19 protein-coding genes are annotated in these 19,355 nt (G+C 63.0%); 8 read left to right on the plus strand and 11 right to left on the minus strand.

All coding sequences use genetic code 11. The features are described from left to right. Nucleotides 1-47: 47 nt before the first annotated feature. The gene (locus BN1118_RS18225; RefSeq protein ID WP_043557400.1) at nt 48-1,361 is read right to left on the minus strand and encodes a sodium-dependent transporter; all 1,314 of its coding nucleotides are present in this window, start codon (nt 1,359-1,361) and stop codon (nt 48-50) included. Nucleotides 1,362-1,840: 479 nt separating this feature from the next. Here BN1118_RS18225 and BN1118_RS18235 point away from each other — a divergent pair, with 479 nt between their 5' ends. Continuing rightward, nucleotides 1,841-2,557, plus strand: coding sequence for a substrate-binding periplasmic protein (locus BN1118_RS18235; RefSeq protein WP_043557402.1), 717 nt, complete (start codon nt 1,841-1,843; stop codon nt 2,555-2,557). Nucleotides 2,558-2,629: 72 nt separating this feature from the next. On the opposite strand, the gene BN1118_RS18240 is transcribed toward BN1118_RS18235, so the two are convergent. Beyond that, complete coding sequence (locus BN1118_RS18240) at nt 2,630-3,943, minus strand: sodium-dependent transporter (protein WP_043557403.1); 1,314 nt, start codon at nt 3,941-3,943, stop codon at nt 2,630-2,632. 213 nt (nt 3,944-4,156) lie between these two features. Then, nucleotides 4,157-4,996, minus strand: coding sequence for an isopenicillin N synthase family dioxygenase (locus tag BN1118_RS18245; protein WP_043557404.1), 840 nt, complete (start codon nt 4,994-4,996; stop codon nt 4,157-4,159). A gap of 205 nt (nt 4,997-5,201) precedes the next feature. Here BN1118_RS18245 and BN1118_RS18250 point away from each other — a divergent pair, with 205 nt between their 5' ends. Further along, entirely contained in the window at nt 5,202-5,765 is a 564-nt protein-coding gene (locus BN1118_RS18250; RefSeq protein WP_043557405.1) for a DUF2799 domain-containing protein, read from the plus strand. Between the two features lie 47 nt (nt 5,766-5,812). Here the strand turns inward: BN1118_RS18250 and BN1118_RS18255 are convergent, their stop codons facing one another. Both BN1118_RS18255 and BN1118_RS18260 read right to left on the minus strand, forming a co-directional pair. Then, nucleotides 5,813-6,634: a Cof-type HAD-IIB family hydrolase gene (locus tag BN1118_RS18255; RefSeq protein ID WP_043138624.1), complete on the minus strand. Its 822-nt coding sequence runs from the start codon at nt 6,632-6,634 to the stop codon at nt 5,813-5,815. A gap of 144 nt (nt 6,635-6,778) precedes the next feature. Beyond that, on the minus strand, nt 6,779-8,011 hold the full coding sequence (locus BN1118_RS18260) for an MFS transporter (RefSeq protein WP_043138621.1): 1,233 nt from the start codon (nt 8,009-8,011) through the stop codon (nt 6,779-6,781). 283 nt (nt 8,012-8,294) lie between these two features. On the opposite strand from BN1118_RS18260, the gene BN1118_RS18270 reads away from it, so the two are divergent. Together BN1118_RS18270 and BN1118_RS18275 are read left to right on the plus strand one after the other, a co-directional pair. Further along, complete coding sequence (locus BN1118_RS18270) at nt 8,295-8,918, plus strand: helix-turn-helix transcriptional regulator (protein ID WP_043557406.1); 624 nt, start codon at nt 8,295-8,297, stop codon at nt 8,916-8,918. 308 nt (nt 8,919-9,226) lie between these two features. Continuing rightward, nucleotides 9,227-9,703 (plus strand): Lrp/AsnC family transcriptional regulator, encoded by a 477-nt coding sequence (locus tag BN1118_RS18275; protein ID WP_005318665.1) that lies wholly within the window; start codon nt 9,227-9,229, stop codon nt 9,701-9,703. A gap of 114 nt (nt 9,704-9,817) precedes the next feature. On the opposite strand, the gene BN1118_RS18280 is transcribed toward BN1118_RS18275, so the two are convergent. The 3 genes from BN1118_RS18280 to BN1118_RS18290 form a co-directional block, all read right to left on the minus strand. Then, nucleotides 9,818-10,135: a hypothetical protein gene (locus tag BN1118_RS18280; protein WP_042865582.1), complete on the minus strand. Its 318-nt coding sequence runs from the start codon at nt 10,133-10,135 to the stop codon at nt 9,818-9,820. A gap of 145 nt (nt 10,136-10,280) precedes the next feature. Next, nucleotides 10,281-10,508, minus strand: coding sequence for a hypothetical protein (locus tag BN1118_RS18285; RefSeq protein ID WP_043557408.1), 228 nt, complete (start codon nt 10,506-10,508; stop codon nt 10,281-10,283). A 35-nt stretch (nt 10,509-10,543) separates the two neighbouring features. Continuing rightward, on the minus strand, nt 10,544-10,969 hold the full coding sequence (locus BN1118_RS18290; protein ID WP_043138611.1) for a MarR family winged helix-turn-helix transcriptional regulator: 426 nt from the start codon (nt 10,967-10,969) through the stop codon (nt 10,544-10,546). Between the two features lie 143 nt (nt 10,970-11,112). Between BN1118_RS18290 and BN1118_RS18295 the strand changes: the two genes are divergently transcribed. The 4 genes from BN1118_RS18295 to chrA all read left to right on the plus strand — a co-directional run bounded on the left by BN1118_RS18295 (nt 11,113) and on the right by chrA (nt 14,470). Beyond that, the gene (locus tag BN1118_RS18295; protein ID WP_043557410.1) at nt 11,113-11,559 is read left to right on the plus strand and encodes an Ohr family peroxiredoxin; all 447 of its coding nucleotides are present in this window, start codon (nt 11,113-11,115) and stop codon (nt 11,557-11,559) included. Nucleotides 11,560-11,641: 82 nt separating this feature from the next. Further along, a complete protein-coding gene (locus BN1118_RS18300; RefSeq protein WP_043557411.1) occupies nt 11,642-12,646 on the plus strand; it encodes an NADP-dependent oxidoreductase in 1,005 nt (334 codons plus the stop codon). Between the two features lie 106 nt (nt 12,647-12,752). Next, complete coding sequence (locus tag BN1118_RS18305; RefSeq protein ID WP_043557412.1) at nt 12,753-13,196, plus strand: nucleotide triphosphate diphosphatase NUDT15; 444 nt, start codon at nt 12,753-12,755, stop codon at nt 13,194-13,196. Between the two features lie 119 nt (nt 13,197-13,315). Next, on the plus strand, nt 13,316-14,470 hold the full coding sequence (gene chrA, locus BN1118_RS18310; protein ID WP_043557413.1) for a chromate efflux transporter: 1,155 nt from the start codon (nt 13,316-13,318) through the stop codon (nt 14,468-14,470). Between the two features lie 71 nt (nt 14,471-14,541). Here the strand turns inward: chrA and msrB are convergent, their stop codons facing one another. Genes msrB through glgB form a run of 3 tightly spaced genes read right to left on the minus strand, consistent with a single transcriptional unit; the run spans nt 14,542 to nt 19,303 of the window. Beyond that, nucleotides 14,542-14,928 carry a peptide-methionine (R)-S-oxide reductase MsrB gene (msrB, locus tag BN1118_RS18315; protein WP_043138599.1) on the minus strand — a complete coding sequence of 129 codons (387 nt, stop codon included), beginning with the start codon at nt 14,926-14,928 and terminating at the stop codon, nt 14,542-14,544. 56 nt (nt 14,929-14,984) lie between these two features. Next, a complete protein-coding gene (gene glgX / locus BN1118_RS18320) occupies nt 14,985-17,126 on the minus strand; it encodes a glycogen debranching protein GlgX (protein WP_043557415.1) in 2,142 nt (713 codons plus the stop codon). Continuing rightward, complete coding sequence (gene glgB / locus BN1118_RS18325; protein WP_043557416.1) at nt 17,126-19,303, minus strand: 1,4-alpha-glucan branching protein GlgB; 2,178 nt, start codon at nt 19,301-19,303, stop codon at nt 17,126-17,128. Before glgB ends, glgX begins: the two co-directional genes overlap by 1 nt. Nucleotides 19,304-19,355 lie beyond the last annotated feature (52 nt).

A 19,355-nucleotide genomic window follows, 5' to 3' on the forward strand; every position in this document is an offset into this window, starting at 1 on the left:
GCCCGACACAGGTCGGGCTTCACTCAGATGCCGAGATAGAGCCCGGCTTACAGCAGGCCCCGCACCAAGATACCGGCGATCAGCAGCGGCGCTACCAGACGCCAGCACCAGAGCAGGCCGAAGCGCAGCAGCGGAGAGAGGCCGGCGGGCAATATGCTGTCTCCCAGTCGCCAGCCCAGCAGCAGGGTCAGCACCAGGCCGAACAGCGGCATCATCAGGTTGGAGGTGAGGTAGTCCAGCAGATCGAAAATCGTCTTGCCAAACAGGGTCAGCTCGCTCCAGGGACCGAACGACAGGCTGACCGGGATGCCGGAGGCCATGATCAGCAGGGTCAGCACCCGGCAGGCGCCACGGCGGGACCAGCCCCACTCCTCGGTGGTGAAGCGCACCAGATGCTCCAGCATGGAGATGGAGGAGGAGAGCGCCGCCACCAGCAACAACAGGAAGAACACCACTCCCAGCCCCTGACCAAACGGCAGATGGCTGAACACGGCGGGCATGGTCATGAAGGTGAGCCCTGGCCCGGCGGTCGGGTCAATACCCGTGGACGCCAGCGCCGGGAAGATCATCAGCCCCGCCAGCACAGAGATGAGGCTCGCCAGCGTCACCACCCAGACCCCGGAGCGCAGCACACCCTCGCTGCTCGGCAGGTAGGCGCCATAGGTGGTGTGCACCCCAAGGCCGATGGAGAGGGAGAAGAAGGCCAGCCCCAGCGCATCCAGCACGCTCTGGCCGGTCAGCATGGAGAAGTCCGGCAGCAGCAATTGACGCACCCCGGCCATGGAGCCGGGCATGGAGAGCCCCACCGCCACCAGCAGCAACATCATGATGAACAAGGCCGGCATCATCCAGCGCAGCGCCCGCTCCACTCCCTTCTGAATGCCCCCCTGCACGAACCACCAGGTCAGCCCGGCAAACACCAGATGGGTCAGCACGGGCCACCAGGGGTCACTGACATAGCCATTGAACAGGGCGGTCAGCGCCGAACCCTCGCTCAGGTTGAGCTTGCCCGCCACAGCCAGCGCCGCATAGCCCACGGTCCAGCCGCCGACCACGCTGTAGAAGCTGTAGATGAAGAAGCCGCACAATATCCCCATGTAGCCCATCCAGCGCCAGTTAGGCCCCACCAGCTTGTTGAAGGCGCCGAGCACCCCGCGCTGGCTGCGGCTGCCGAGCAGGGTCTCCCCCACCAGCACGGCCACCCCCAGGGTGAAGCTGAACAGCAGGAACACCAGCAGGAAGGCACCGCCGCCATTGGTGGCCGTCACATAGGGAAACTTCCAGATGGCGCCGAGGCCGATGGCCGTGCCGGCCGCCGCCAACACATGACCGAGACGGGAAGACCACTGAACCTGGCTCATACAACCTCCGGGGAAGACAACATCGAATCGATACTCCATGGCTGACAACACAATACGTAACAACAAAAAAGGCCGCCTGGTGGCGACCTTTGCAATGAACATTCAGACAAACTGCGCGTGCAAGGTCACCTCTCTTGCGAGCTAAAAAATCGGCCGGACAGCGCGAAAATCGGTGACATGAATAGGGTGACCTGAACGCCAAAAAGGAGCCACAGCCTAAACCATGGAAAGAAAAATTGACACATAGTTGATAAAAATTTTTCAATCTGGCTGAAAAATCGGCGCAGCCCGCTCTCCATGCAGGAAAAATGCGCACCGCGCCTCGCTCGGCCAATCCGTTGAACGATAATAGTCTTAGCCTTTGTGGGCACATTAGCCGCCGAAACAGGGGGCAACACGCCCCTCCCCCGCGTTGCGGGCAGGCCAGTGCCCCTGATCAGCATGGATGCACTGACGTGACACACCTGACCGGATACCGCATGAAATGGACGCTTCTCCCCTGGCTACTGCTGGGCAGCCTGACCCTGTCGGCACACCCCGCCCTGACCCTGCTCAGCCATGAGCTGCCCCCCTTCACCCAGTCCCGTGATGGCCAGCTCGGCGGGCTGGCCGTTCGGCTGGTGCGGGAAGCCCAGCAGGAGATGGGGGTCAACTACCCCATCAAGCTCTATCCCTTGAAGCGGGCGCTGGCCCTGACCCGGGCCGAGCCGGGTTTTGCCATGTTCGTGGTGCTGCGCACGCCCCAGCGGGAAGCACAGTTCAAGTGGGTGGGGCCGCTGTTTCTGAACCGGGTGCTGATCTACCAGGCCAGGGGCAGCCAGCCGCTGACCGACCTGGCCCAGTTGCGCCAGCTGGAGCGGGTCGGCGTCCTACTCGGCAGTGCCGATGACGAGCGGCTGACCCATGAGGGCTATGCCAATCTGGTGCGCTACAAGACGGTCGAGGAGGCCGTCGAGCGGCTGGTGCTCGGCAAGATAGATGCCTTTCCGATGGGCGATCTGATCATGAGCGCCACCCTGGACCAGATGGGCTTCTCCCCGCGCAGCGTGGTGAGCTCAGAAGTGCTGCTGCACGAGTCCTGGCTCTACATCGCCTTCTCCAAAAGCGAGGATGACGCCGTGATCGCCCGCTGGCAGGCCGCCATCGACAAGGTCAAAGCCAGAGATGGACAGGCTCAGCCGCCCGCTCAACCCTGAATCCTTTACACCAGCCCCCGCACCAGGCCCCACTGATCAGCAGCCGCACCAGCCAGCGTCCGCCAACCCTAGTTACACCAATCCCCGCACCAGGATGCCGCCGATCAGCAAGGGGGCCAGCCAGCGCCAGCAGCCCATCACCAGGGTGCGCCAGTGCTGTGCCAATCCACGGGGCAGCGCCTGCTGACCCAGTTTCCAGCCCAGCAACAGGGTGAGCGCCAGCCCGAACATGGGCATCATCAGGTTGGAGGTGACAAAGTCGAGCAGCTCGAAGATGTTCTTGCCAAACAGGGTCACCTCAGCCCAGGGGCCGAACGACAGGCTGACCGGGATGCCGTTCACCATCACCAGCAGAGTAATGAGGCCGCAGGCCGCACGACGCGACCAGCCCAGGCTCTCGCAGATAAAGCACTGCAGATGCTCCAGCAGCGAGATGGCCGAGGAGAGCGCAGCCACCACCAGCAAGGAGAAGAAGATCACCGCCAGCCCCTGGCCGAACGGCAACTGCTGGAACACGGCCGGCATGGTCATGAAGGTGAGCCCCGGACCCGCGGCGGGGTCTATGCCGGTCGCCGCCAGCACGGGGAATATCATCAAGCCCGCCAGCACGGCGATCAGGCTCGCCAGCAGCACCACCCAGAGGCTGGAGCGGCCGACCCCATCGCTGGAAGGCAAGTAGGCGCCATAGGTGGTGTGAATGCCCAGGCCAATGGAGAGGGAGAAGAAGGCCAGCCCCATGGCATCGAGCACCCCGGACATGCCGAGCTTGCTGAAGTCCGGCATCAGGAAGTGGCGCACCCCGGCCATGGCGTTGGGCAGGGTGAGGCCGAAGGCCACCAGCAGCAGTATCATGATGAACAGGGCCGGCATCATCCAGCGCAGGGTGCGCTCCACCCCCTGCTGCACGCCGCCCTGCACGAACCACCAGGTGAGAGCGGCAAACAGCAGGTGGGTCAGCACGGGCCAGAGCGGATCGCCGACATAGTCGTTGAAACGGGCGGTCAGCGCGGCGCCATCCCCATGTTGCAGGCTACCCGCCAGCGCCATGCCGGTGTAACCCAGGGTCCAGCCCCCCACCACGCTGTAGAAGCTGAAGATGAGCAGGCTGCAGAGCAGGCCCATGGCCCCGACCCAGCGCCAGCGCTTGCCCATCAGGGCGCTAAACGCCCCCACCACACCACGGCGGCTCAGGCTGCCGAGCAGCGTCTCCCCCATCAGCACGGCCACCCCCAGGGTGAAGCTGAACAGCAAGAACACCAGCAGGAAGGCACCGCCACCGTTGGCGGCCGTCACATAGGGAAACTTCCAGATAGCGCCGAGACCGACGGCGGAGCCTGCGGCGGCCAGGATATAACCGAGCCGGGATGACCATTGGGACTGCTTCATAAGAACTCCAATACAGGTGCCCACCACCTGGGCCCGAAATGGCGCTCAGAGTACGGTCAGGGCCACGCAATCACAACGCCGCTTATCTGGCTAAAAAACGATTTATTGGCATCATTGCCTAATTAAGTTCGATTTAACGCGCTATCGTGCCAACAAATAAAAACCGGAGCATTTTTGCTCCGGTTCTGGCTGTCATGAGTGTGCGTTTTGGGACTAGATAACCCCCAGCTCCCGCAGCCGCTCCATCAGGTAGCTGTGGGCGGTGTGACGCTCGGAGAGCACCACGTCCGGGCGCGGGTGAAGGAACAGCGGCAGGGAGATGCGGGACTTAGCGGCGCTGCCGCCGGTCGGGTTGATGACCCTGTGGGTGGTGGAGGGGTAGTAGCCGCGAGAGGCCTCCTGCAGCATGTCACCTATGTTGATGATCAGGGTGCCAAAATCGCACGGCACGTCCATCCACTCCCCGTCGGATCCCTTCACCTGCAGGCCCGGCTCGTTGGCGGCGGGCAGTATGGTCAGCAGGTTGATGTCTTCATGGGCGGCGGCGCGGATGGCACCCGGCGCCTCTGTGCCGTCGAACGGCGGATAGTGCAGCACCCGCAGCAGGGTCTTCTGGCTCTCTTCGATCATGGAGGAGAGCGGGCAGCTGTAGTGGGCGGCGATGTCGGCCGGGGTGTATTGCTCCACCCAGCCCAGCAGCTCGGCGGCGAGATCGTTGGCGAGGCGATAGTACTCCATCGCCTGCACCTTCAGCTCTTCCGGCATCTGGCCCCAGGGGTAAATATGGAAGTACTCCTTGATGTCCTTCTGGCTGTGACCCTTGGCCACCTCGGACACGGAGGGCGGGAAGTAGCCATCCTGGGTCTCGCGGTTGAACAGGAAATCCTGCTTCTGTTCGCTCATGAAGAAGCGATACCAGTTGTCATAGATGGACTGCACCAGCTCTTTCGGGATGGGGTGGTGGGTCAGCACGCCAAAGCCGGTGGTACGCAGGGATTCGGTGAAGCGCTGCGCCGCATCGGGCGAGCGGTAATCGACGGTCAGGACTTTCATTATTTTTGTTACGCGCCAGTTAAAAGATGGCGCAGTTTACCTCGCCCATGACCACAAGGAAAGTGAGCCGCCCCTCCCGCCCCGGCCCGTCGCCAATAGTGACAAAAACGTCAGAAAACGGCGCCAGCCAAGACCCGCCCTCATCCCTTGTCCTGACCCGGCATCCTCACTAGAATGCCCCCATCATCCATGCTGGAGCCCGTTTATGTCCCCCAAGATCCTGTTGCTGACCCTGCCTTTTCTGCTCGCCGGTTGCAGCTCGCTGTCGGAAGAGGAGTGCCGCGCCATGAGCTGGTACAACCTGGGCTATCAGGATGGAGAGCAGGGCAAGACCCGTCAGGCGACCCGTGACTATGTCTCGACCTGTGGCGAATACGGCCTCAAGGTGGACGAGGCGGAGTGGAAACGAGGTTATGCCAAGGGGCTGGAGCTCTACTGCATTCCGGAGCTCGCCTACAGCAAGGGCAAGTCAGGCGCCGAGTATCTGGGGGTCTGCCCCAACGATGCCAGCTTCCTCACCCAGTACGATCGCGGCCGCCAGGAATATCTGGTGGAGAAGCAGCTCAGCGACCTCAGGAGCGACATGGAGCGGACAGAGCGCGACATCGAGACACTGGAGCGGCAGATCCGCAATGAGAACGACAGCAAGCAGCGCGACTACTACCGGGCCCAGCGCGAGCGCGCCATCCGCCATTACGAGGGGCTGCGCCGCGACTATAACCGGATCCGTTTCCCGGACCGGGTGATCCAGTTCTCCTTCGGCAATTAATGCAAGCGGGCTCGGCCGCAGTTCACTGCGCCGGCCCGGCTGGACCTTTACGACGGCAGCACCCAGCGCTGCAACGCCAGCGCTATGCCGTCTTCGTTGTGATCGGCGGTCACCAGGTCGGCATGAGCCTGGACATGGGTGGCGGCATTGCCCATGGCGACCGCCAGCCCTACCTGTTCGAACATGCTGATGTCGTTGTTGTTGTCACCAAAGGCCACCACGTTTTCCATCGCTATCCCCTCGCTCTGGGCCCAGCGGGCCAGCCGGTTGCCCTTGCTGCAACCGGGTTGCACCAGCTCCACCGCATAGGGCGCCGCCCAGTCACGGGTAAAGGGCATGGCCTCGACCACCTCCCCCATGAACTGATGCAGGCGGGCGGGATCCTGGTTGAACAGCTCCAGCTTCCAGATCGGATTCTTCAGCCAGCTCGCCAGATCGTCCGCAGGTAGCAGGGAGATCTTGAGATGATCCGGCTGATTGGCCGACCAGTGGCGCATCCGGGTGATGTGATCCTCACAGCCGATATAGCCGATCCCTTCGCTCAGGTGAAACAGGGCGCCCATCTGCTGCGCCTCGACCTGGGCCAACAGCTCGGTGAGCGGGGCCACCGCCAGCGGATCTCCCGCCAGGATCCTCTCCTGCACCGGATCATAGAGGTAGGCACCGTTGCTGCAGATGATGGGGGTGTCGAGGGCCAGCTCGTGATGGAAGGGACGGGCCGTCATGAAGTGGCGCCCCGTCACCAGCAGCACCTTGATGCCGTGGGCCCGCGCCTGGGCCAGCGCGGCCCGGGTGGCGGACGAGATCTTGTGATCCCGGGTCAGCAGGGTACCGTCCATATCTAACGCAATAGCCTGGTAACTACTCATATCACCTCCAACATCGGACACGAATACAAAGAGCCATACCGTCCCAAACCCGCCGGCAGGATGCAAGCCCTGCGACAGGAGATGCGGCCAATCTGTGATCTGTCCACGGCCCAGGGCAAGCCTTTTCCCTGCTCTGATCGCCACTCAAGCAGGCTCGGCACAACTCGCCAGGCGCCGATCGGCCCGCTTGCGCAGACCGTAGAAACCGAGGGTACAGAGCAGGCCAGAGAGCGCGGCCAGGTAGAAGGGCCACTCAGTGCCCGCCAGCAGCACCAAACTGCCCACCAGCACGGCCAGGATCTCGCTGCCCACCGCCAGGCCTCGGTAGATCCCCATCGCCTGCCCCTGCTGCTCGGCATGGCTGCGGTTGGAGACCGCCACCGAGGTCGCCAGCTCCCCCAGGCTCATGCCGATGCCGGCCGGGATGAAGGTGAGTGCCAGCCCCCACCAGTGGCCCGGCAGCACGAACATCAGCATGCCAGCCGCCATCACCAGATGACCGACTATCCCCAAGCTGCTGCCACGCCAGTGGCGGGCGAGACGGGATCCCAGCCAGGATCCCAGCATCATGGGCACGCTCACCAGCACGGCCGCCTGCGCCAGCTGGACCGGCCCCCAGGCCAGCCGCTCCACCAGCCAGACGTTGAAGTAGGTGAAATAGAGCTGCACGGCGCCGTAGCTGAACAGGGTCAGCACGAAGTAGGGCAGCAGGGCCGGTTGCAGCAACAGCTGACGAGAGGAGAACGAAGGCGCCTGCTGCTGGCGGGCAACCGGCGCCTGATTGGGCAACAGCCAGAGCACCAGCAGCAGGTTGACCAGGGTCATGGCCACCGCCAGCCAGGCGGCCAGGCTGTAATCCCCCGATACCACGGCGGCATAACCGCCGATCATGGGGCCCAGCACCCAACCCAGATTCATGCCTATGTTGATCCAGGCGAAACTGCGCGCCTTGGTCTTGGTGGTGCTCATGTCCGCCGCCATGGCCTGCACTATGGCGATGTCGCCATTGAAGAAACCCTCCACCACCCGGCTCAGCAACAGCAGTGGCAGGGATCGCCAGGCGATCCCCAGCGCCATCAGGGCATAACCGGCCAGCACGCCGACCAGACAGACCGTCAGTATCGGCTTGCGGCCGTGGCGGTCCGAGAGTCTGCCCAGCCAGGGGGCTCCCACCAGTTGAAACAGCGGATAGAGCCCCATAATGACCCCCAGCCACACCTTGCGACTCCAGTCCGACGCCTGTGGCGTCAACATGCCCTGAGCCGGATCCAGCATCAGCGGCGCCAGCACGGGCGAAGGCAGGCTGAACCCCGCCACCGCCAGTGTCACCGTCATCACCAATACCCAGAGGGTCGCCCGTCCCTTGATCCCATCCATGTCAGCCTCATTAAATAAAGTTATTGGTTTATTTATACTGAGCAAGGTGCATTATTAAGTAAAGTGAATTATTGATTTAAAGGAGGTCGCTATCCATAATGACCCCATGAACGCCAGCAACGACAAGCTCCCGCGCCTGCTCGAGATGCGATGGCTCCCCGGATCCAACGCCTGTCGATAGCGAGAGCCACCGAATGAACGCCAGCACCGACAAGATACCGTTTCTGCTCGAGATGCTATGGATCCCCCGGATCCACCGCCTGCCGATAACGAGAGCCGCCAAATGAACGCCAGCACCGACAAGATACTGTTTCTGCTCAAGAGCCACGGGCCCCAGAGCGCCGCCGCGCTGGGAGAGCAGTTGCAGATGACCTCCATGGGCGCCCGCCAGCATCTGATTGCGCTGGAGGCCGACGGCTGGGTGGGTTTTAGCGATGAAGCCCGCGGCCGCGGCCGTCCCGTGCGCCTGTGGCACCTGACCGAGCAGGCCTGGCAGCGCTTCCCCGATACCCACAGCGAGCTGACGCTGCAGCTTATCGACAATATCCAGCAGTTGTTTGGCGAGGTCGGCATGGAGCGGTTGATCCAGCAACGGGAGCAGCAACAGCTGGGTCGTTATCAGGCACAGCTGACCCAGCCGGTGCTGGCTGACAGGCTGGCCGCCCTGAAAGAGCAGCGCACACGAGAGGGCTATATGGCGGACATGCGCCAGGAGGAGGACGGCAGCTGGCTGTTGTGGGAGAGTCACTGCCCCATCTGCGCCGCGGCGCGGGCCTGCCGGGGATTTTGTCGCAGCGAGCTGGAGATGTTTCGCCAGTTGCTGGCGCCGGCCGGGGTGGAGCGGGAGCAATACCTGCTGGACGGGGATCACCGCTGTCTCTACCGCATCACGCCGCCGAATCCTTGATCGCCGAATGCCAGAAACAACAAAGCAGGCGCCGGGATGCCTGCTTTGTTGCCTTCGGGGAGGGGATGCTCTCGTTCCAGCCCGTCGTTTCCCGATAAAGTCGGACGGCTGATGGGGTTCTTGACCCGGTAAGGTCCTTCACCACAGAGACCGGGTTGGGTTTCTGTCTTGCCACCGGAAGATGTAACCATGGTATCCCTGCCGGCCCGGTGAGTGGTTGCGAAGTAGCATGTATTTTCAGTTGTTTTTGCAATAGTTCACCCTTAATCTAGGAAAAGTGAATTAGTAATTGCAACGAGGAACGGAGAATGCTGAAACTTGATCGCATAGACAGGCATATTCTGGAGTTGATGCAGGAGAATGGCCGCATCAGCAACCTGGAGCTGGCCGAGCTGGTCGGGCTCTCCCCCTCCCCCTGCTCCCGCCGGGTCAAGGCGCTGGAGGATGCCGGCCTCATCGATACCCACGTCACCCTGCTCAACGCCCGCCAGCTGGGGCTGACCCTCACCGCCTACATTCACATCTCCATGGACAGACACACCCCCGAGCGGTTCGAGAATTTCGACAAGGCCATCAAGGAGCTGCCCGAGGTGCTGGAATGCGACCTCATCACCGGCAACGACGCCGACTACCAGCTCAAGGTGGTGGTGCGGGACATGGAACACTACCAGCACTTCCTGCTGGACAAGCTGACCCACATTCCGGGGGTGACCGGGGTGCGCTCCAGCTTCGTGCTGCGCCGCATCAAGCACAAGACGGCGCTGCCGCTCAATCATCTGGGGTAGGGTCTGATGGCAGAGCGGCACGCCCTCTCTGCCATCACGACAAAACCGATAACAACAAAAAGAGGAGGCCTGAGCCTCCTCTTTTTCATTTTTGCTTGCTCGATGGCGCGTCTGTCAGACCGCAACCTGGCTGACATCCTGCACCTGCAAGAGCCAACCGGCCTGCTCCTGCTGGGGCTCGCCGCTGACCCGCAGCCGCTCGCCGGTTGGCACCCACTGCCCCTGGGGCAGGGCGACCAGCAGGCTCTCGCTGCCGTTGTCAAACAGCCAGCGATCTTCGCCCAGCGACTCGATCAGATAACCTTCCATCTCCACTCTGGACTCGGCTTGCCAGGATGGCGCAACGGAATCACGGCTCTCGATGAAATCCCCCTGAACACCAAAACTGGCCAGCCCCCACAGAATGGAGAGCCCGACCAAGGATGTTTGCATCTTGTCTCTCCTCTTTTGGAACTGTGGGGCCAGTATGGGAAGAGAAAACTGAGTACACCATGAACAAGGTGGCAAAGTGCAGGCGAGATCGCGAAAAAAACCGGCCAACTGGCCGGTTGTGTAATTTTATGGCGTCTGGATCACACTATTTGGCGGCTTCCTCTGCCATCCGCTCGGCTCTTGGCTTATTCGTCCACATGGCAACACCGCGATGATCCGCGCAGATCCCCTCTTCGACCACGGCCCTGACCCGGGTACCGTCCTTGCAGATCGCCTGCCAGGCATCGGCGTCGTCGATGGCCATCGAAGGGGCACGGGAACCGGAACTACAGGCGGTCAGCAACAGGGCAAACAGGGGCAACAGGATTTTCATGGGGTGGATCCTCAGGCTGTATGGGTCGGCTGCACTCAGCGCCCCAGTTGCGCCGAGATGCGATCGCAGAGCTGCTTGAGCTGGGCCAGTTCAGCATCGGCCAGATCCACCTGATTGCGCAAGTTGTCCGCCAGGCAGCACTCCTTGACCTCCTGCTGCAGCTGACGCCCCGCCTCGGTCAGGCCGATGCATTTTTGTCGCTCATCCTCGCTGGAGACGGTGCGGGTCAGCCAGCCCTTGCTCTCCAGTCGCTTGACGATGGGGGTCAGGGTCCCCGCATCCAGCCCAGTCTCCTGCCCTATCTCCTTGAGACTGACCTCATCCCGCGCCCACAGCGACAGCATCACCAGATACTGGGTATAGGTGAGATCCAGCTTGTCCAGCAGCGGCCGGTAGGCCCGCATCACGGCATTGGAGGCGCTGTAGAGGGCAAAACAGACCTGCTTTTTCAATTCACTCATGGGGGCACCTCGCTGACGACTGGGGCCAGTATACCTCAGGAAAATTGGGGGTCGAATAATTTGCACACAAAACAGTTGTCAGCCTCCGCTTTCAGGATTAGTCTGAATTTAGCTTGCACACAAAACAAATCAGAGACCCCGACATGAAGACACTCTATCGCACTCAAGCCATCGCCCAGGCTGGCCGCAACGGTGAGGTTCACACCCTGGACAACAGCCTGCAGCTGGCACTGGCCCTGCCGACCGCCCTCGGCGGCGACGGCAAGGGCAACAACCCGGAGCAACTGCTGGCCGCCGGTTATGCCGCCTGCTTCTCCAATGCACTGATCCACGTGGCCCAAAAACTCGGCACGCCCCTCTCCAGCGCCCCCGTCACCGCCGGCGTCGAATTGCTGGCGCTGGCCGATGGCCGCTTCAACTTCGCCATCACGCTGGACGTGGCGCTCGCCGCAGCGCAGCCTGAACAGGCGGCGCAGGCCGAGCAGATAGTGCGGCTGGCCCATCAGACCTGCCCCTTCTCCAACGCCATGCGGGGCAATGTCGTCACCCGGTTGCTGCTCAACGGCGCCCCGCTGAATGAGACGGCGTGAACGAGTTCAGCCTCAACCCATTGGAAATAGCCATGCTGGCGACTCGCAGGTTGCCAACCCCCCTCGAACTGGAGAAAAAACCATGAATCAGCTTAGCCATCAGATCCAGCTGCTGCGTCGCCCGGTCGGCCTGCCCAGTCTGGCCGATTTCACCCTGGCCGAGGTCGCCCTGCCCGAGTTGCAGGAAGGGGAGGTGCGGGTCACCAACCAGTGGCTGTCGGTGGATCCCTACATGCGCGGTCGCATGAGCGACGCCAAGAGCTATGTGCCACCCTTCGCCCTGAACGGCCCGCTCGATGGCGGCGCCATCGGCGTGGTGGAGGCCTCGCGCCACCCGGACTTCGCGGTGGGCGACCGGGTGAGCAGCATGCTGGGCTGGCGCGACAGCTTTGTCGCCAACGGCGCCCAGCTGACCCGCCTGCCCGACACACGCTTGCCACCCCAACTCTTTCTCGGCGCCCTCGGCATGCCGGGCATGACCGCCTGGACCGGGCTCAACCGCATCGCCAAACTGCAGGCCGGTGAAACCGTGCTGGTGTCGGCCGCCTCCGGCGCCGTCGGCTCCATGGTGGTGCAGCTCGCCAAACGGGCGGGGGCCCGCGTCATCGGCTCCACCGGCTCGGCCGACAAGGTCGCCTATCTCAAAACGCTCGGTGCCGACGAGGTGATCAACTATCGCGAAATTCAGGATCTCGATGCCGAGCTGGCGCGGCTCGCCCCGGAAGGGATCCACGTCTACTTCGAGAACGTGGGGGGCGCAATGCTGGACGCAGCCCTCAACAACATGGCGGTGCACGGTCGCATCGTGATGTGCGGCCTCATCGAGCAGTACAACAGCAAGGGCGAGGCGAGCGGCCCGCGCAACCTATCCCAGGTGATCCGCAAGCGCCTCACCATGCAGGGGCTCATCGTATTCGAACACTGGCAGCACTACGGCGAGTTTCTGGCCGAGGTGACTCCCGCCTTCGACGCCGGTGTACTGCAGGCCGAAGAGACCGTCTATCAGGGGCTGGCCAGCATGCCGCAGGCTTTCATCGGTCTGTTCGAGGGGCGCAACACAGGCAAGATGCTGGTCAAGCTGGACTGATCCGCAGCACTGGCGCCTCACGCCGCAGACTGCTTGCATGACGGGCCCATCCGCCCTAAGGTGGGCCCGTTTTTTATGGTCTGTCTCGTCTTTGCAAGGAGCTCATATGTCTACTCCCTATCCCCGCGTCGGTGTCGGCGTCATCTTGACCAACCGTCAGGGCCAGGTGCTGCTTGGCAAGCGCAAGGGCAGCCACGCCCCCTACTGGTCCATCGCCGGCGGCCATCTGGAACTGGGTGAGAGCTTCGAGTCGGCGGCGATCCGCGAAGTGGCCGAGGAGACGGGTTTTCGGATCAGCAATCCCAGCGTCATCGCCGTCACCAACAACCTGGAGACCTGGCGCGAGAGCGGGCTGCATTACATCTCTGTCACCCTGCTGGCCCAGGTGGAAGGAGAGCCGCAACTGCTGGAGCCGGATAAGTGTGAAGGCTGGATCTGGTGTGACCCGCACAATCTGCCGGAGCCTCACTTCGATGCCAGTCGCCAATCGATAGCCTGCTGGCTGGCCGGTCGTTGCTATCTGCCACAACCAGGCCAGCCGACGGAGTGATCATTGCCTGCCGGCAGACAAGGCGCGGCTACCTGCCAGCAGCCCCCCTGATTTGTCATAAAAAAGTCACCGCTTTGTCATATCATCGGGGTCGATGATGACAACGAGGGAGTGATCAGGTGGGGCAGGTATTCATTCAGTTTTTGTGGTTGGGCTGCGTCAGCTTCGGCGGACCCGCCGCCCATATCGGCTATTTCCAGCGCACCTTCGTCGAGCGGCTAGGCTGGCTGACCCAAGCAGAATTCGCCCAATTGCTGGCGCTGTGCCAGTTGCTGCCGGGCCCCGCCTCCAGCCAGCTCGGCTTCGCCATCGGCCGCCAGCGGGCAGGCCTGGGCGGCGCACTGGCCGCCTTTATCGGCTTTACCCTGCCCTCATTTCTGTTGTTGCTGGCCGCCGCCATCGGGGTAGGGCAACTCACGGCCAATGTCTGGCTGGATGCCGCCCTGCACGGCCTCAAGCTGCTGGCTCTGGTGGTGGTCGCGGATGCGGTACTCACCATGAGCCGCCAGTTCTGCAAGACGGTGCAGGCCCAGGGGATCATGGTGGCGACCGCCGCTGCGCTCTGGTGGCAACCCGGCCTGCTGACCCAGCTCGTCATGCTGGCGGGGGCCGCTCTGCTCTGCGCCCGCATGGGGGCGCCGCAAGTACCAGGCTCTCAGCCCTCGCCCGCTCAACCAATGCCTCTGCGCCAGCCCCACTGGCCCACCCTGCTGCTGTTTGCCCTGTTGTTTGTCGGCCTGCCGCTGCTGGCCACCGACACCGCCAGCCAGCTGGTTGCCGACTTCTACCGGGCAGGCAGCCTGGTGTTTGGCGGCGGCCACGTGGTGCTGCCCCTGCTGGCCGAGAGCGTGGGCCACAGCCTCAGCCAGCAGCAATTGCTGACCGGCTACAGCCTGGCCCAGCTGGTGCCCGGCCCCATGTTCACCCTGGCCAGCTACCTCGGCGCTCAACTGCTGCCGGCCACACCGCTGGCGGGTGCCCTGCTGGCGACCCTGGCGCTGTTCCTGCCCGGCTTTCTGCTGTTGTGGGCCCTGGGGCCCTGCTGGCAAAGCTGGCTGGCTCGCCCTAGGCTGGCAGGAGCCGTGACCGGCATCAACGCCGCCGTGGTGGGTCTGCTGCTGGCCGCTCTCTATCAGCCGGTGTGGCAGAGTGCCGTGCTGGCTCCCACCGATCTGGCGCTGGCCGCCGTCGGCTTCTATCTGCTGCGCGTCATCAGGCTGCCCATACTGGCGCTCGCCGGACTGCTGGTGGGGGCTGCCATGCTGCTGGCCTGACGGGCCAGGCGCCATAAAAAACGGCGCCCCTGTTGGCAGGGGCGCCGTTTTTTCATGTTCAAGCTGGTTGCTCAGGCCTCGGGATCGAAATCCAGACTCAGGCTGTTGACGCAGTAGCGCTGACCGGTTTCGGTCGGTCCGTCCGGGAAGACGTGGCCGAGGTGGGAGCCGCACTGACTGCAGGTGATCTCCACCCGCTTCATGCCGTGGCTGCCATCCTCTGTGTAGGTCACGGTCCCCTCGATGGCACGATCGAACGAAGGCCAGCCGCAGCCGGAGTCAAACTTGGCCTCTGAGTGAAACAGCACGCTCTTGCAGCAGACGCAGAGATAGTCGCCACTCTTGCGGTTGTGGAGCAGGGCGCCGCTGTAGGGCTGCTCGGTGCCTTTCTCCCAGCAGACGCGAAACTGTTCCGCACTCAGCTTGTTGCGCCACTGCTCAGGATTCTTGTTGCTCATATCGACTCCTTGCCATTTATCACGGCGCCCAGCATACCCAGCCAGGCCGCTTTGCTCTACCCCGCCAGCGGGAACTGTGATCCGGTTGGCAACACGGCAGCAACATCCGGCATGGCGACCACCCCCTCTTCGGCCAGCGCCACCGCCGTCAGGGCGACCCGCTCCAGCAACTTGAGGGAGTGGGCCCGGCCAACCGCCACCTGACGCTTGATGTCATCGGGCAGGAACGGCAGGCCGTCGTTGGTGGCCGTGTCTATGGTCTGGATCCACTCCAGCCCCTCCCCCGGCGGTGGCAGGCGGAACTGGATGTCGTAGTCGCTGGCGTTGAACAGCACGTACCAGCGCTCCCCCTCGCATAGCTGCATGCCGATATCCATGGCAAACGCCTGCCCCATGGGTGCGTGCCAATCCTGATCGGTGAGCTGATGACCATCCGGGTGATACCAGTTGACCTGATGGCAGCTGGTGGGCGCCCCGTTCCAGCTGTCATCGCTCAGCTGCAGATTGGCGAAGACGGTCGATTCCGCCCGCAGCGCCATCATCTGCTGGGTGAAGGCGAGCAGCCGCTCGTCTTCCGGCCGCCACTGCCAGTTGACCCAGCTGATCTGGTTGTCCTGACAGTAGGCGTTGTTGTTGCCCAGCTGGCTGCGGCCCATCTCGTCCCCGGCCAGGAAGTGCGGCGTGCCCTGGGAGAGCAGCAGGGTGGCGATCAGGTTGCGCTTCTGCTGCTGGCGCAGGTTGTTCACTCTGGGATCGAGCGTCGGCCCCTCCACACCGTGGTTGTTGGAGAGGTTGTTGCCGTGGCCGTCCCGGTTGTCCTCGCCGTTGGCCTGGTTGTGGCGCTGGTTGTAGGAAACCAGGTCCTCCAGGGTGAAGCCATCGTGATAGCAGAGGTAGTTGACGCTGGTGTGGGGCGCACGCCAGTTCTTGGGGAAGAGATCCCGCGATCCCACCAGCCGGGTGGCGAAATCCCCCATCTTGCCGGCATCACCGCGCCAGAAGGCGCGTACCGTGTCGCGATAGCGGTCGTTGATCTCCAGCCACTGGCTCGGGAACTGGCCGAGCCGATAGCCGAACGGTCCTATGTCCCAGGGCTCGGCGATGAGTTTCACTCGCGCCAGCACGGGATCCGCCATCATGGCCTTGAAGAAGGCCCCCATGGGATCGAACTCGCCCGCCTCCCGCGCCAGGGTCACCGCCAGATCGAAGCGGAAACCGTCCACCTGCATCTCGGTCACCCAGTAGCGCAGCGCATCCAGCACCAGCCGCAGGCTGTTGGGGTGATCCAGGTTGACGCTGTTGCCACAGCCGGTGACGTTGGCGTGACGGCCGTAGTCGGGGCCGTGGGCGCCCGCCTCGAAGGCGTAGTAACCCGCGTTGTCGAACCCCTTGAACGACAGCATGGGGCCGTCAAAACCGGATTCGGCTGTGTGGTTGTAGACCACGTCCAGTATCACCTCGAGCCCGGCCCTGTGCAGCTCGCGCACCATGGTCTTGAACTCGGTCACCGCCTCCCCCGCACCGTAACGCGGCTCGGGGGCGAAGAAGGCGATGGGGTTGTAGCCCCAGTAGTTGGTGAGCCCCAGCTGCTCCAGCCTGGGCTCGGACATGAAGGCCGCCACCGGCATCAGCTGCACCGAGGTGATGCCGAGGGACTTCAGATGCTCAAGGATGAGCGGGTGACAGATGCCGAGGTAGGTGCCGCGCAGCTCGCTCGGCACCCCCTTATGCTGGCGGGTGAAGCCCTTGACGTGGGTTTCATAGATGACGGTGCGCTCTGACGGGATGTCGGGCTTGCCTACCCCCTGCCAGTCGAAGGCGTCATCCACCACCACGGACTTGGCCACCATGGCCGCACTGTCCCCCTCATACAGCTTGTCGTCCCAATGGGTCGCCCGGCTGAGCGCCCTGGCATAGGGGTCGATCAGCAGCTTCTGCGGATCGAACAGCATCCCATCCTGGGGCGTGCCATGCACCCGATAGCCATAACGCTGACCGGCCTTGACGCCGCGCACGTAACCGAAGCGATACTGGCCGCGGCGGCCGGGCAGCGCCAGCCGGGCCAGCTCCTGCTCCTGCTCGTCGAACAGGCAGAGCTCCACCTTGTCCGATTGCGGGGCCCAGACGCAGAAGTGACAACCCGTCTCATCGAGCAGGGCACCCAGCGGGTGGTCCTGCCCCTTTTCCATTGCAAACATCAAGACTCCTGTTTGATGAACAAGGTCGCGAGCGGCGGCAGATCCAGCACTATGCTGTGCCCCATCCCCTGCCAGGGAGTCGGCTCGGCGACGAAGACCAGACCCACATCATAGTTGCTGCCCCAGTAATGCTCGCTGTCGGTATTGAGCACCACGCGATAGCGGCCGGCGGCCGGCACGCCGAGTCGATAGGCGAGGCGCGGCACCGGGGTGAAGTTGCAGGCCACCATGACAGGGTGGGCCCCCTGCTTGTCGGCCCGCAGCCAGGCAAAGACGCTGTTGTCGGCATCGTTGTGATCCAGCCAGCGGAAGCCGGTCTGATCATAATCGGCCTGATACAAGGCAGGCTCATGACGGTAGAGGTGGTTGAGATCGCGGATCAGCCGCTGCTGGCCACCGTGCTTGGGGTACTGCAGCAGGTGCCAAGGCAGCTGGGCGTCGTGATTCCACTCGTTGCTCTGGGCTATCTCTGTGCCCATGAAATTGAGCTTCTTGCCCGGATGGGCATACATGAAGCCCATGTAGGCGCGCAGGTTGGCCGATTGCTGCCACTCGTCGCCGGGCATCTTGTAGAGCATGGAGTGCTTGCCGTGCACCACCTCGTCGTGGGAGAGCGACAAAATGAAGTTCTCGTCATAGTGGTACACCATGGAGAAGGTCATGTCGTTGTGGTGATAGCGGCGGTGAATAGGCTCTTTCTGCATGTAGGTGAGGGTGTCGTGCATCCAGCCCATGTTCCACTTGAAGCCAAATCCGAGGCCACCGAGGAAGGTGGGACGAGAGACACCGGCAAAGGCGGTGGACTCTTCGGCTATGGTCATGGCGTGGGGGTACTTGCCGTACACCTCTTCGTTGGTCCACTTCAAGAGGCTTATCGCCTCGTAGTTGTGGTTGCCACCGTCGACGTTCGGCACCCACTCGCCGGCGTTGCGCGAGTAATCCAGATAGAGCATGGAGGCGACCGCATCCACCCGCAGGCCGTCGATATGGAACTTGTCGAGCCAGAACAGGGCGCTCGCCACCAGGAACTGGCGCACAGTATTGCGGCCGAAGTCATAGATGTAGGAGTTCCAGTCCGGGTGCCAGCCACGGCGCGGATCCTCGTACTCATAGAGCGGCGTGCCGTCGAAGCGGGCCAGGCCGTGGGCATCGGACGGGAAGTGAGCCGGCACCCAGTCCAGGATGACGCCTATGCCGGCCTGGTGGCACTGATCCACGAAATATTTGAAGTCATCAGCACTGCCGTAACGACTGGTGGGAGAGAACATGCCCACCGGCTGATAACCCCAGGAGCCGCTGAACGGGTGCTCCGAGACCGGCAGCAACTCTATGTGGGTGTACTCCATCTCCTTGATGTAGGCCACCAGATCTACCGCCAGCTCGCGCCAGCTCAGGCTGTCACCGTTGGGGTGGCGCTTCCAGGAGCCGACGTGCAGCTCGTAGATGGAGAGCGGCTGATCCCGCTTGTCATTCTGCTGGCTCTCGCGCCAGGCGGCATCCTGCCACTGGTACTGCTCGTGGTCATACACCACGGAGGCGAACGACGGATACTGCTCGCAATAGAAACCGACAGGGTCGCTCTTGTGAGGCAGACGATGTCCGGCCGGATCTTTCAGTTCAAACTTGTAGCGATCCCCGGCCTTGAGGCCCGGCACGAACAGTACCCAGTGACCACACTGGCTGCGCTGCATGGGGTGACGACGGCCGTCCCAGAAGTTGAAATCACCGATCAGGCTCACGGCGGTGGCACTCGGCGCATAGACGGCAAAACGCACCCCCTCCACGCGCACGCCAAGGTGCTCAACGCTGCGCAGTTGCGCGCCAAGCGTGTGGTAGATGTTTTCTGGCTGGGAGGTCAGTTCTGCCAGACCGGCCCAACCCGCATCCTGAAACTGGTAGGGGTCGACAAACTCGGCGTTGGCATCGGGATAGTCGGCAAGCAACTGGTAGGGAAAGGGATTCTTGCGGCGGGTGAAAACAGTTTCAAAAAGGCCCGATTCATCGGAGGGCGCCAGGGTGGCAACGATTTTGCCCGACTTGAGATCCCTGACGCGCACCTCGAGGGCATCCGGCAACCAGGCGGTCAGTTTGAGGCCAGGCCCATCCGGGTTGGCCTGCAGGCCTAAATGAGAGAAGGGATCGGCACAGCGGGCAGCAACCAAACGTTCAACGAGCATCGAGATTTCCTTTCATAGCTGAGCATCCGCTCCGGCCAGGGCCGAAGCGGAT

This window comes from Aeromonas bestiarum (assembly GCF_000819745.1).
GTDB classification, from domain to species: Bacteria; Pseudomonadota; Gammaproteobacteria; order Enterobacterales; family Aeromonadaceae; genus Aeromonas; species Aeromonas bestiarum.

Excerpts from the sequence above, each read along its gene's own strand:
- BN1118_RS18225 (WP_043557400.1), bottom strand. The coding sequence starts at position 1,361 with ATGAGCCAGGTTCAGTGGTCTTCCCGTCTCGGTCATGTGTTGGCGGCG.
- BN1118_RS18235 (WP_043557402.1), top strand. The coding sequence starts at position 1,841 with ATGAAATGGACGCTTCTCCCCTGGCTACTGCTGGGCAGCCTGACCCTG.
- BN1118_RS18240 (WP_043557403.1), bottom strand. The coding sequence starts at position 3,943 with ATGAAGCAGTCCCAATGGTCATCCCGGCTCGGTTATATCCTGGCCGCC.
- BN1118_RS18245 (WP_043557404.1), bottom strand. The coding sequence starts at position 4,996 with ATGAAAGTCCTGACCGTCGATTACCGCTCGCCCGATGCGGCGCAGCGC.
- BN1118_RS18250 (WP_043557405.1), top strand. The coding sequence starts at position 5,202 with ATGTCCCCCAAGATCCTGTTGCTGACCCTGCCTTTTCTGCTCGCCGGT.
- BN1118_RS18255 (WP_043138624.1), bottom strand. The coding sequence starts at position 6,634 with ATGAGTAGTTACCAGGCTATTGCGTTAGATATGGACGGTACCCTGCTG.
- BN1118_RS18260 (WP_043138621.1), bottom strand. The coding sequence starts at position 8,011 with ATGGATGGGATCAAGGGACGGGCGACCCTCTGGGTATTGGTGATGACG.
- BN1118_RS18270 (WP_043557406.1), top strand. The coding sequence starts at position 8,295 with ATGAACGCCAGCACCGACAAGATACTGTTTCTGCTCAAGAGCCACGGG.
- BN1118_RS18275 (WP_005318665.1), top strand. The coding sequence starts at position 9,227 with ATGCTGAAACTTGATCGCATAGACAGGCATATTCTGGAGTTGATGCAG.
- BN1118_RS18280 (WP_042865582.1), bottom strand. The coding sequence starts at position 10,135 with ATGCAAACATCCTTGGTCGGGCTCTCCATTCTGTGGGGGCTGGCCAGT.
- BN1118_RS18285 (WP_043557408.1), bottom strand. The coding sequence starts at position 10,508 with ATGAAAATCCTGTTGCCCCTGTTTGCCCTGTTGCTGACCGCCTGTAGT.
- BN1118_RS18290 (WP_043138611.1), bottom strand. The coding sequence starts at position 10,969 with ATGAGTGAATTGAAAAAGCAGGTCTGTTTTGCCCTCTACAGCGCCTCC.
- BN1118_RS18295 (WP_043557410.1), top strand. The coding sequence starts at position 11,113 with ATGAAGACACTCTATCGCACTCAAGCCATCGCCCAGGCTGGCCGCAAC.
- BN1118_RS18300 (WP_043557411.1), top strand. The coding sequence starts at position 11,642 with ATGAATCAGCTTAGCCATCAGATCCAGCTGCTGCGTCGCCCGGTCGGC.
- BN1118_RS18305 (WP_043557412.1), top strand. The coding sequence starts at position 12,753 with ATGTCTACTCCCTATCCCCGCGTCGGTGTCGGCGTCATCTTGACCAAC.
- msrB (WP_043138599.1), bottom strand. The coding sequence starts at position 14,928 with ATGAGCAACAAGAATCCTGAGCAGTGGCGCAACAAGCTGAGTGCGGAA.
- glgX (WP_043557415.1), bottom strand. The coding sequence starts at position 17,126 with ATGTTTGCAATGGAAAAGGGGCAGGACCACCCGCTGGGTGCCCTGCTC.
- glgB (WP_043557416.1), bottom strand. The coding sequence starts at position 19,303 with ATGCTCGTTGAACGTTTGGTTGCTGCCCGCTGTGCCGATCCCTTCTCT.